Origin of the sequence: Streptomyces sp. NPDC006174 (assembly GCF_040614075.1) — a bacterium.
Lineage (GTDB): Bacteria > Actinomycetota > Actinomycetes > Streptomycetales > Streptomycetaceae > Streptomyces.
Map to the genome: position 1 here is coordinate 164,781 of NZ_JBEXTJ010000010.1, position 12,232 is coordinate 177,012.

Consider the following 12,232-nt stretch of genomic DNA (forward strand, 5'->3'; position numbering starts at 1 on the left):
GACAATGCCGACCGTTGAACGGCAGTGTTTCTCCCGAGTGAAGGAAGCGTCAAGGGTTCTGTGGTGCAGGACTCGGTGCGCGACGCGATCGTTACCCCACGATGCGCCCGGACCCACGCGGGCGCGAGCGGGCGCATGCGGCGGGCGTTACGGCGATGGCGGCGCGGCTCTCGGAAGCGCCCAGCCTTCAGGGGCCCCGGCCCTCAGGCGCGCCCGGCGCTCAGAAGCGCCCGGCGCCCAGGTCCCGCGAGACCGCCCGCGCGCAGTCCCGTACGGCCGCGATCAGCTCGGGCCGCAGCACGCCGCCCGGCGCCACCCGCTCCACCGCGCCCGTCACCGCCACCGCGCCCACCGGCATCCTGCGCCGGTCGTGGACCGGCGCGGACACGGCGGCCACGCCCTCCCAGGTCTCCTCGGCGTCGGCGGCCCAGCCCTGGGCGCGGATCAGGTCCAGCATCGCCTCGAACTCGTCGGCGGCCGTGACCGTGCGCCCGGTGAAGGAGCGGCGCTCCGCCTCCATGACCTCGCTGTGCGCCACCGGGTCGTACGCGGACAGCACCTTGCCGAGCGCCGTGGAGTGCAGCGGCTGCATCGCGCCGACCTCCAGCACCTGGCGGCTGTCGTCGGGCCGGAAGACGTGGTGGACGATGAGGACGCCGTGCTGGTGGAGCACGCCGAGGTGGACGCTCTCGCCGCTGGAGCGGGCCAGGTCGTCCGTCCAGACCAGGGCGCGGGCCCGCAGCTCGTGGACGTCGAGATAGCTGTTGCCGAGCCGCAGCAGCTCGGCGCCGAGCTGGTAGCGCCCCGAGGCGGCGTCCTGCTCGACGAACCCCTCCAGCTGGAGCGTGCGGAGGATTCCGTGGGCGGTGCCCTTGGCCAGCCCCAGGGAGGAGGCGATATCGGACAGCCCGAGCCGCCGCTCGCCGCCCGCCAGCAGGCGCAGCATCGCGGCCGCCCGCTCCAGCGACTGGATGTTCTTGGCCATCGCGCCGTACTCCTCCACCTCGGTTCGACAATGCTGAACACTATCGGTCGATGCCGACCTGCGCCGGGCCTCGGGGGAAAGTCTCCTCCTGACGGCCCGCCGCGCCCGCACCCGCACAGCATGCAGTCCGCCTCATGGACGGACCGACCACGCGTCGAGGTGTCCGGCTACGCTGACGGGGTGCGCCTTCCTCAAGAAGGACGCAAAGCCGACAGCCGTCGCATCCCTGGGAGATCATCCATGGCCTCGTTGCCGACACCCGCCCCCGACAGCCGGACTCGCGCGCAGGCCCTGCGCGAGGCGCTCGCCACCCGGGTGGTGGTGGCCGACGGCGCGATGGGCACCATGCTCCAGGCGCAGGACCCGACGCTTGAGGACTTCGAGAACCTCGAAGGCTGCAACGAGATCCTCAACATCACCCGCCCCGACATCGTGCGCTCCGTCCACGAGGAGTACTTCGCGGTCGGCGTCGACTGCGTCGAGACCAACACCTTCGGCGCGAACCACTCCGCCGCCAACGAGTACGAGATCGCCGACCGGATCTTCGAGCTCTCCGAGTCCGGCGCCCGGATCGCCCGCGAGGTCGCCGACGAGTTCGCGGAGAAGGACGGCCGTCAGCGCTGGGTCCTCGGCTCGATCGGCCCCGGCACCAAGCTGCCCTCGCTCGGCCACATCAGTTACGACGTCCTGCGCGACGGCTACCAGAAGAACGCCGAGGGCCTCCTCGCGGGCGGCTCCGACGCCCTGATCGTCGAGACCACCCAGGACCTGCTGCAGACCAAGTCCAGCATCATCGGCGCGCGCCGGGCCATGGACGCCCTCGGCATCGACGTGCCGCTGATCTGTTCCCTCGCCTTCGAGACGACCGGCGTCATGCTGCTCGGCTCCGAGATCGGCGCCGCTCTCACGGCCCTGGAGCCGCTGGGCATCGACCTCATCGGTCTGAACTGCTCCACCGGCCCGGACGAGATGAGCGAGCACCTGCGCTACCTCGCCCGCCACTCCCGTACGCCCCTGATGTGCATGCCCAACGCCGGCCTGCCGGTCCTCACCAAGGACGGCGCGCACTTCCCGCTCGGCCCCGACGGCCTCGCCGACTCCCAGGAGACGTTCGTCCGGGACTACGGCCTCTCCCTCATCGGCGGCTGCTGCGGTACGACGCCGGCCCACCTGAAGGCCGTGGTGGAGCGGGCCCAGGGGCTCACGCCGACCGAGCGCGACCCGCGCCCCGAGCCCGGCGCGGCCTCGCTCTACCAGACGATCCCCTTCCGCCAGGACACCGCTTACCTGGCGATCGGGGAGCGCACCAACGCCAACGGCTCCAAGAAGTTCCGGGAGGCCATGCTGGAGGCCCGCTGGGACGACTGCGTGGAGATGGCCCGCGACCAGATCCGCGAAGGCGCGCACATGCTCGACCTCTGCGTCGACTACGTGGGCCGCGACGGCGTCGCCGACATGGCGGAGCTGGCCGGCCGCTTCGCGACCGCCTCCACCCTCCCGATCGTGCTGGACTCCACCGAGCTGCCCGTGCTCCGCGCCGGCCTGGAGAAGCTCGGCGGCCGCGCCGTGCTGAACTCGGTGAACTACGAGGACGGCGACGGCCCCGACTCCCGCTTCGCGCAGGTCAGCGCGCTGGCCTCCGAGCACGGCGCCGCTCTCATCGCGCTGACCATCGACGAGGAGGGCCAGGCCCGCACGGTCGAGCACAAGGTCGCCATCGCCGAGCGGCTCATCGAGGACCTCACCACCAACTGGTCCATCCACGAGTCCGACATCCTCATCGACACCCTGACCTTCACCATCTGCACCGGCCAGGAGGAGTCCCGCGGCGACGGCATCGCCACCATCGGCGCCATCCGCGAGCTGAAGAAGCGCCACCCGGACGTCCAGACCACGCTGGGCCTCTCCAACATCTCCTTCGGCCTCAACCCGGCCGCGCGCGTCGTGCTGAACTCCGTCTTCCTCGACGAGTGCGTCAAGGCGGGCCTGGACTCCGCGATCGTGCACGCCTCGAAGATCCTGCCGATCGCCCGGCTGGAGGAGGAGCAGGTCAAGGTCGCGCTCGACCTGATCTACGACCGCCGCGCCGAAGGCTACGACCCTCTCCAGAAGCTCATGGGCCTGTTCGAGGGCGTCAACATGAAGTCGATGAAGGCGGGCAGGGCCGAGGAGCTTATGGCCCTCCCGCTGGACGAGCGGCTCCAGCGTCGCATCATCGACGGCGAGAAGAACGGCCTGGAAGCCGACCTCGACGAGGCGCTTCAGGACACTCCGGCCCTCGACATCGTCAACAACACGCTGCTCGAAGGCATGAAGGTGGTCGGTGAGCTGTTCGGCTCCGGCCAGATGCAGCTGCCGTTCGTCCTCCAGTCCGCCGAGGTCATGAAGAGCGCGGTGGCACACCTGGAGCCACACATGGAGAAGACCGATGACGACGGCAAGGGCACGATCGTGCTCGCCACCGTCCGCGGCGACGTCCACGACATCGGCAAGAACCTCGTCGACATCATCCTCTCCAACAACGGCTACAACGTCGTCAACCTTGGCATCAAGCAGCCCGTCTCCGCGATCCTGGAAGCCGCCGAGGAGCACCGCGCCGACGTCATCGGCATGTCCGGTCTCCTGGTGAAGTCCACCGTGATCATGAAGGAGAACCTCCAGGAGCTGAACCAGCGCAAGATGGCCGCCGACTTCCCGGTCATCCTCGGTGGCGCCGCGCTGACCAGGGCCTACGTCGAGCAGGACCTGCACGAGATCTACGAGGGCGAGGTCCGCTACGCCCGCGACGCCTTCGAGGGCCTGCGCCTGATGGACGCGCTCATCGGCGTCAAGCGCGGCGTGCCGGGCGCGGTGCTGCCCGAGCTGAAGCAGCGCCGGGTCCCGAAGAAGGACGTCGCGGCGGTGCTGGAGGTCGAGGAGCCCGAGGGCTCGGTGCGCTCGGACGTCTCCACCACCAACCCGGTCCCCGAGCCGCCGTTCTGGGGCACGCGGGTCATCAAGGGCATCCCGCTGAAGGACTACGCGTCCTGGCTCGACGAGGGCGCGCTGTTCAAGGGCCAGTGGGGCCTCAAGCAGGCGAGGACCGGTGACGGACCGACGTACGAGGAGCTGGTCGAGACCGAGGGCCGCCCGCACCTGCGCGGCTGGCTCGACCACCTCCAGTCCAACAACCTGCTGGAAGCCGCCGTCGTCTACGGCTACTTCCCGTGCGTCTCCAAGGGCGAGGACCTGATCCTCCTCCACGAGGACGGCTCCGAGCGCACCCGCTTCACCTTCCCGCGCCAGCGCCGCGGCCGCCGCCTCTGCCTCGCGGACTTCTTCCGTCCCGAGGAGTCCGGCGAGACGGATGTGATCGGCCTCCAGGTCGTCACCGTCGGCTCCCGGATCGGCGAGGCCACCGCCGAGCTGTTCGCCGCCAACTCCTACCGCGACTACCTGGAGCTGCACGGCCTCTCCGTCCAGCTCGCCGAGGCCCTCGCCGAGTACTGGCACGCCCGGGTCCGCAGCGAGCTCGGCTTCGCCGGCGAGGACCCCGCCGACGTCGAGGACATGTTCGCGCTGAAGTACCGCGGCGCGCGCTTCTCGCTCGGTTACGGGGCCTGCCCGGACCTGGAGGACCGCGCGAAGATCGCCGACCTCCTCCAGCCGGGCCGGATCGGCGTCGAGCTCTCCGAGGAGTTCCAGCTCCACCCGGAGCAGTCCACGGACGCCATCGTCATCCACCACCCCGAGGCGAAGTACTTCAACGCACGGTAACCACGCCGTCGCACCACGGTTCCGCGTCGTTCGCGCACCGTGGCCGGACAGGTCGTACACTGGTCGGTCCAGTGCAGGCCGGTCGTCCTCCCGCTTTTCGGGAATGGCGGCCGGCCTTCTCGTCCCTTACGGAAGGTGTGCCGGATGACCAGTACGGTCCCCGCGTCCTTGACCCGCACGGCCGAAGGCGCCGCTCTGCAGGCGGTCCTTCTCGACATGGACGGAACCCTGGTCGATACCGAGGGCTTCTGGTGGGACGTCGAGAAGGAGGTCTTCGCCGACCTCGGACACCGGCTGGAGGAGCCCTGGCGCGATGTGGTCGTCGGCGGACCCATGACCCGCAGCGCCGGCTATCTCATCGACGTCACCGGTGCGGACATCGCGCTGGACGAGCTGAGCGTGCTGCTCAACGACCGCTTCGAGAAGCGCATCCGGCACGGTGTGCCGCTGATGCCGGGCGCCGAGCGGCTGCTCGCCGAGCTGCACGCGGCGCAGATCCCGACCGCGCTCGTCTCCGCCTCGCACCGCCGGATCATCGACCGGGTGCTGGACTCGGTGGGTCACCACCACTTCGCGCTCACGGTCGCCGGCGACGAGGTCACCCGTACCAAGCCGCACCCCGAGCCCTATCTGACCGCCGCCGCCGGCTTCCGCGCCGACCCGTGGCGCTGTGCGGTCATCGAGGACACCGCGACCGGCGTTGCGGCGGCCGAGGCGGCCGGCTGCCGGGTGGTCGCCATCCCTTCCGTGGCCCCCATCGCACCCGCCTCCGGCAGGGTCGTCGTCGGCTCTCTCGAAGAGGTCGACCTCGCCTTCCTGCGGAAGCTCGTCACCGTCACGAGCTGAAGGAACCGTGTGCGTTCCGGCAACTTTCCGTGGACGTGAATCAGCCACATGTGCTCTGTGTGAAGAGGTCGGACGGGTGAGCTTCCTCACCTGGAACACGTCTACGGCCTGCCATGATCGGATGATCTGTCCGGAATGGCGATCAAATATCGCTCGTCCCGGACGGCGGAGGAGGGCAAGCCGCTCCGAGCGCGGTCGGAGCGGCCAACGGCGGCTACTAACTTTGATTCCTCACCCACCGTGATGAGGGAGACCGTCCGTATGAACCGCAAGACCCTGGTGCTGCCGGCCGTCGTCGGCCTGCTCGCCCCCGTGCTCGCCGCCTGCGGCAGCACGGACAGCGGCGCCGGTGGCGAAGGCGCCATCGTCGTCGGCACCACGGACCAGCTCGTGGCCTCCGAGGAGAACCCCGCTCCTCTCGACCCGGCCATCGGGTACGAGGCAGGCGTCTGGAACGTCCTGCGGCAGACCGTGCAGACCCTGACCACCGTCCCCAACGGCGGCGGCGAGCCGGTGCCCGAGGCCGCCCGGAGCTGCACCTTCACGGACACCGCGAACGAGAGCTACCGCTGCACCCTGCGCGCGGGCCTGAAGTTCGCCGACGGCACCCCGGTCACCGCCGAGGATGTGAAGTACTCCATCCAGCGGGTCATCGACATCAACTCCGACAGCGGACCGGTCGGGCTCCTCGCCAACATCGACACCATCGAGACCAAGGGCGAGGACCAGGTGGTCTTCCACCTGAACACGCCCGACGCGACCTTCCCGTACAAGCTCGCCACGCCCGCCGCCGGCATCGTCCCCAAGGGGAAGTACCCGGCGAAGGAGGCGCGCAACGGCTTCCAGGTCGACGGCTCGGGGCCATACACCATGAAGCCGCAGGTCGAGGACGGCCGGGTGACGCGGATCGCCTTCACCAAGAACCCCTCGTACAAGGGTGAGCTGAAGGTCCTCAACGACAAGGTCGAGATGGACCTCTTCCCCGACGCCGACGCCATGGGCAAGGCGCTGGAGGAGGAGAAGATCCACCTGATGACCCGGGCCATGTCGCCCGAACAGGCCCGCGACATGCTGGTGAAGCCGAAGGAGGGCATCGAGCTCACCGAGATGCCCGGCCTCGCCATCAGCTACCTCGGCTTCAACACCAAGGACCCGGTCGTCAACAAGGCCGTACGGCAGGCCATGGCGCAGCTCATCGACCGCGGCGAGATCGCCGGCAAGGTCTACGGCACCACCGCCGAGCCGCTCTATTCCCTGATCCCCTCCAGCATCACCGGCCACACCAACGCCTTCTTCAACAAGTACGGCGAGCCCAGCGCCGCCAAGGCCGCACAGACGCTGAAGAACGCCGATGTCAAGACGCCGGTGAAGTTCACCCTGCACTACACCAACGACCACTACGGCTCCGCCACCGCCAAGGAGTTCAAGGCGCTCCAGGCGCAGCTGAACGGCTCCGGCCTCTTCGACGTCGACGTCCAGGGCAAGGAGTGGTCGAAGTACCGGCCGGAGCAGAAGCGCGGCGACTATGCGGCGTACGGCATGGGCTGGTTCCCCGACTTCCCGGACCCGGACAACTACACCGCCCCGTTCCTGGACAAGAACAACTTCCTCAACTCGCCCTACCGGTCGCAGGAAGCGCAGAACGTCCTCATCCCGAAGTCGCGCCGCCAGGCCGACCGCAGCGCCGCCGCCACGACGTACGAGAAGCTCCAGGACATCGTCGCCACCGACGTCCCGGTCCTGCCGATCTGGCAGGGCAAGCAGTACGTGGCCTCCCGCAGCGGGGTCGCCGGCGTCGAGCGCTCCGTGAGCGCCACCTCCGAGCTCCAGCTCTGGGAGCTCGACAAGACCAACGCCTGAGCACCGCCAAAAGCCGTCCGGCCCGCACCTCCTGTCAACAGGACCGGTGCGGGCCGGACGGCTTTCGCGCGATGGCTGCTACTGCGCGCCGGGACGCACCAGGCCGCTCTCGTACGCGTACACCGCGGCCTGCACGCGGTCGCGCAGGCCCAGCTTCGTCAGCACATGGCCCACATGCGTCTTGACCGTCGTCTCGCTGACGAACAGGTCCGCCGCGATCTCCGCGTTGGACAGGCCGCGCGCCACCAGCTTCAGGACCTCCACCTCACGGTCCGTCAGCATGTGCAGCGCGTCCGGGACCGGGTCCTCGCCGGAAGGCAGGTGGTCCGCGTACTTGTCGAGCAGCCGGCGCGTGATGCTCGGCGCGAGCATCGCCTCGCCCGCCGCGACCACCCGGATCGCCTGAACCAGCTCATTGGCCGGAGCGTCCTTCAGCAGGAACCCGCTCGCGCCGGCGCGCAGCGCCTCCACCACGTACTCGTCGAGGTCGAACGTGGTCAGCACCAGCACCTTCGCCGGGCCGTCCTTGCCGGGGCCGGTGATCTGGCGGGTCGCCTCCACGCCGTCCATCCGCGGCATCCGGATGTCCATCAGCACCACATCGGGCTGGAGCGCCCGCACCTGGTCGATGGCCTGCAGACCGTCACCGGCCTCACCGACCACCGCCAGATCGCCCTCGGCCTCCAGGATCATCCGGAAACCGGTGCGCAGCAGAGGCTGGTCGTCGACCAGAAGGACGCGGATCGCCACAGGAACTCCTTAAAGGCCCTCAAGGGCCACGGCACGGCCGGCCTCGGCCCGGACCGGTCCCATTCTGCCCTGATCATCCTCGTCCGACTCCGCCGGGCGGATCGACAGCGGATAGACCGGGGGAGTCCCGCCGAATTCCGGACAGACCGCCTGGTGGTCGCACCAGCCGCACAGCTTCGTCGGACGCGGCCGCCAATCGCCGGTCCGCGTCGCCAGGCCGATCGCCTCCCAGAGCGCGAGCAGCTTCCGCTCGACCCGCTCCAGATCCGCCACCACCGGGTCGTACGTCAGCACATCGCCACTGCCCAGGTAGACCAGCTGGAGCCGGCGCGGCACGATCCCCTTCAGCCGCCAGATGACCAGCGCGTAGAACTTCATCTGGAACAGCGGGCCGTCGGCATACTCCGGCCGCGGCGCCTTCCCGGTCTTGTAGTCGACGATCCGCACATCACCGGTCGGCGCCACATCGATCCGGTCGATCACTCCGCGCAGCCGCAGCCCGGACTCCAGCTCCGTCTCGACGAACAGCTCGCGCTCGGCCGGCTCGAGCCGCGTCGGGTCCTCCAACGAGAACCACCGCTCCACCAGCCGCTCCGCCTCACCGAGCCACCGCGACAGCCGCTCACCCTCGGCGTCCTGTGCGAACAGCTCGCCGAGCTCCGGCCGCGCCTCCAGCAGCCGGTCCCACTGACCGGGAACCAGCGCCCGCGCCCGCGGTGCCGTACGGTCCGCCGCCGGGGCGTCGAAGAGCCGCTCCAGCACCGCATGGACCAGCGTGCCCCGGGTAGCCGCCTCGCTGGGCTTCTCCGGCAGTTTGTCGATGACCCGGAAGCGGTAGAGCAGAGGGCACTGCATGAAATCGCTCGCCCGCGACGGCGACAGGGACGAAGGCGGCTGCGGCGGCCGGGGCACGGTGCTCATGTCTCACGACCCTACGGCCCGCCACTGACAACCGGCGGCATACCATCGACGGCAGACCCTCGCACCCAGCATCATCGTGGCGCAGGCCACACCGAACCGAAGGGACCCCGTGGACGAGAGCGGCGACAGCGGGCGGCCGCAGCCCGGCGCAGGGGGAACGGACCCCTCCGCCGCCCCCGGCAGCGGCAAGCCGAAGCGCCCCGCGGATCCGGGCGGCGGCCTGCTCATGGGCCGTCCCTTCGGTGTGCCCGTGTACGTCGCGCCCAGCTGGTTCGTCGTCGCCGCACTCATCACCTGGGTCTTCGGCGGCCAGCTCGACCGGGTCCTGCCCGAACTCGGCGGCGCCCGCTACCTCGTCGCCCTCTTCTTCGCGATCGCCTTCTACGCCTCCGTACTCGTCCACGAACTGGCCCACACGGTCGCCGCGCTGCGCTACAAGCTGCCGGTCCGCCGCATCCAGCTCCAGTTCTTCGGCGGCGTCTCCGAGATCGAGAAGGAGACCGAGACCCCCGGCCGCGAGTTCATCCTCGCCTTCGTCGGCCCGCTCCTTTCCCTCGTCCTCGGCGGCGTCTTCTACGGCGCGATGCGGTTCGTCGAGCCCGGCACCGTCCCCGGCGTCCTGATCGCCGGACTGATGATCTCCAACCTCATCGTGGCCGCCTTCAACCTGCTGCCCGGTCTGCCGCTCGACGGCGGCCGGATGCTCCGCGCCATCGTCTGGAAGATCACCGGCAAGCCCATGAGCGGCACCATCGCCGCCGCCTGGGTCGGCCGGGGCCTCGCCGTCACCGTCCTCATCGGACTGCCGCTGCTCACCCACACCGGGACGCTCGGCAGCGCCAACGAGAAGATCGGCGGTGTGGAGACCGTCATGGACGCCCTGCTCGCCGCGATCCTCGCCGGCATCATCTGGACCGGCGCCGGCAACAGCCTGCGCATGGCCCGGCTCCGCGAGCACCTGCCCGACCTGCGGGCCCGCACCCTCACCCGCCGCGCCGTCCCCGTCGAGTCCGCCACCCCGCTCTCCGAGGCGCTGCGCCGGGCCAATGAGGCAGGCGCCCGCGCCCTGGTCGTCGTCGACGGACAGGGCCACCCCAAGGGCGTCGTCCGCGAGGCCGCCATCGTCGGCGTCCCCGAACACCGCCGCCCCTGGGTCGCCGTCAGCGGCCTCGCCCAGGACCTCACCGACGGCATGAAGGTCCCCGCCGAGCTGGCCGGAGAAGCCCTCCTGGACCGCCTCAAGGCGACCCCGGCCACCGAGTACCTGGTGATCGAGGAGACCGGCGAGATCTACGGAGTCCTCTCCACCGCCGACGTCGAGCGCGCCTTCGTCAAGGCCATGGCCCGCCCCGAGTCCTGAAGGGCCCCGGAAGAGGGCCCCTGAAACACCGGTACGCTGGTCACATGTCTGAACCGACCGGTGCCGCCCGCCGACGTGGGCCCTTCAAGGTCGGGGACCAGGTCCAGCTCACCGACCCCAAGGGACGCCACTACACCTTCACGCTCGAAGCCGGAAAGAACTTCCACACCCACAAGGGTTCTTTCCCGCACGACGAGCTGATCGGTGCTCCTGAGGGCAGTGTTGTCCGAACCACGGGAAACGTCGCCTACCTCGCGCTGCGCCCCCTGCTCCCCGACTACGTCCTCTCCATGCCCCGCGGCGCCGCCGTGGTCTACCCCAAGGACGCGGGGCAGATCCTGGCCTTCGCGGACATCTTCCCCGGCGCCCGCGTCGTGGAGGCCGGGGTCGGCTCCGGGTCACTCTCCACCTTCCTGCTGCGCGCCATCGGTGAGCAGGGCATGCTGCACTCCTACGAGCGCCGCGAGGACTTCGCCGAGATCGCCCAGCAGAACGTCGAGCGCTACTTCGGCTCGCCGCACCCGGCCTGGCAGCTGACCGTCGGAGACCTCCAGGACAACCTCTCCGACACCGACGTCGACCGCGTCGTGCTGGACATGCTCGCCCCCTGGGAGTGCCTGGAGGCCGTCTCCAAGGCCCTGGTGCCCGGCGGCATCCTCTGCGCCTACGTCGCCACCACCACCCAGCTCTCGCGCACCGTCGAGTCCATCCGCGAGATCGGCTGCTTCGCCGAACCGCAGCCCTGGGAGTCGATGATCCGCAACTGGCACGTCGAGGGCCTGGCCGTCCGCCCCGACCACCGGATGATCGGCCACACCGGCTTCCTGGTCACCGCCCGCCGCCTCGCGGACGGCGTCGAGCCGCCGCTGCGCCGCCGCCGCCCTTCCAAGGGCGCCTACGGCGAGGACTACGAGGGACCGGGCAGCCAGAGCCGCGGAGGCTCCGCCGACCGCGGCTGATCCGCCCAACGAACCGGCGCCGCCGCGCGGTTCCCCGACCGACCGGGGAACGGCGCGGCGGCGCCTTCCTGTTGCCGCCGACACCCGCCCCGCACGGAAACCGGCGCACACCCCGCCGTTCCCCCGGCGTGTGAGGTGTGGCACGATGCTGGCCACCCCTCAGGGCCGGGCCCGTCCCCGCCCCGGGCTCCCAGGAACCACATGGAGACACACCGCGTGCAGACCTCCGCGCTCCCGGACCTCGCGCACACCGCCACGAAGCCGGTGCACTGGCTCGCCACGGCCGCGGCCATGGCCGCCGTCGTCGCCCTGGCCGGGCTGCTCCAGCCCCGTACGGCCACCGCCACCGCCACGGCCTCCGAGCAGCGGACCACCACGCCCGCCGCCGCGCCGGACCCCGCGAAGGCGGACTTCCCCCTGGAGTGCGGCGGGGCCGGCACCACCGTGGCCAAGCAGGCGCCCGGAGACCTCGACGGCGACGGGCGGCCGGAGACCGTCGCCGTGGTCCACTGCGACGCGGGTTCCGGGACACCGCCGAGCGGCGTCTACGTCCTGACACAGGGAAGCGGGGCCGCACCGAGGATCGTGGCGACCCTGGTGGACCCCGCCGACAGGAAGACCGTCGGAGAGTTCGCCGTACGCGAGGGGCGCATATCGGCGACCCTGCTCGGCTACTCCTCGCTGGAGGTGCCCCGCTGCTGTCCCGACCAGGTGGAGCAGGCCTCCTGGCGGTGGAAGGGCAGCGCCTTCGTCCGCACCTCCGGGGACCTCGCGCGCGCCGTCTGACCGTACGGC

9 protein-coding genes are annotated in these 12,232 nt (G+C 70.4%); 6 read left to right on the forward strand and 3 right to left on the reverse strand.

Features of this window, described 5'->3' with window-relative positions:
• Window positions 1–220: 220 nt before the first annotated feature.
• Window positions 221–985 carry an IclR family transcriptional regulator gene (locus ABZ267_RS23380; protein ID WP_326706703.1) on the reverse strand — a complete coding sequence of 255 codons (765 nt, stop codon included), beginning with the start codon at window positions 983–985 and terminating at the stop codon, window positions 221–223.
• 240 nt (window positions 986–1,225) lie between these two features.
• On the opposite strand from ABZ267_RS23380, the gene metH reads away from it, so the two are divergent.
• The 3 genes from metH (at window position 1,226) to ABZ267_RS23395 (ending at window position 7,447) form a co-directional block, all read left to right on the forward strand.
• Entirely contained in the window at window positions 1,226–4,741 is a 3,516-nt protein-coding gene (gene metH, locus ABZ267_RS23385) for a methionine synthase (protein WP_356756510.1), read from the forward strand.
• 144 nt (window positions 4,742–4,885) lie between these two features.
• Window positions 4,886–5,587 (forward strand): HAD family phosphatase, encoded by a 702-nt coding sequence (locus ABZ267_RS23390; RefSeq protein ID WP_356756512.1) that lies wholly within the window; start codon window positions 4,886–4,888, stop codon window positions 5,585–5,587.
• A gap of 261 nt (window positions 5,588–5,848) precedes the next feature.
• Window positions 5,849–7,447, forward strand: a complete 1,599-nt coding sequence (locus ABZ267_RS23395; protein WP_356756514.1) for an ABC transporter substrate-binding protein — start codon at window positions 5,849–5,851, stop codon at window positions 7,445–7,447.
• Window positions 7,448–7,525: 78 nt separating this feature from the next.
• Here the strand turns inward: ABZ267_RS23395 and ABZ267_RS23400 are convergent, their stop codons facing one another.
• Entirely contained in the window at window positions 7,526–8,197 is a 672-nt protein-coding gene (locus ABZ267_RS23400; protein WP_356756516.1) for a response regulator transcription factor, read from the reverse strand.
• Window positions 8,198–8,206: 9 nt separating this feature from the next.
• Window positions 8,207–9,052: a PD-(D/E)XK nuclease family protein gene (locus ABZ267_RS23405; RefSeq protein ID WP_356756528.1), complete on the reverse strand. Its 846-nt coding sequence runs from the start codon at window positions 9,050–9,052 to the stop codon at window positions 8,207–8,209.
• A 175-nt stretch (window positions 9,053–9,227) separates the two neighbouring features.
• On the opposite strand from ABZ267_RS23405, the gene ABZ267_RS23410 reads away from it, so the two are divergent.
• The 3 genes from ABZ267_RS23410 (at window position 9,228) to ABZ267_RS23420 (ending at window position 12,223) form a co-directional block, all read left to right on the forward strand.
• Complete coding sequence (locus ABZ267_RS23410; protein ID WP_356756518.1) at window positions 9,228–10,478, forward strand: site-2 protease family protein; 1,251 nt, start codon at window positions 9,228–9,230, stop codon at window positions 10,476–10,478.
• Window positions 10,479–10,522: 44 nt separating this feature from the next.
• On the forward strand, window positions 10,523–11,437 hold the full coding sequence (locus ABZ267_RS23415; protein ID WP_356756520.1) for a tRNA (adenine-N1)-methyltransferase: 915 nt from the start codon (window positions 10,523–10,525) through the stop codon (window positions 11,435–11,437).
• Window positions 11,438–11,653: 216 nt separating this feature from the next.
• Window positions 11,654–12,223, forward strand: coding sequence for a hypothetical protein (locus ABZ267_RS23420; protein ID WP_356756530.1), 570 nt, complete (start codon window positions 11,654–11,656; stop codon window positions 12,221–12,223).
• Window positions 12,224–12,232: the final 9 nt, after the last annotated feature.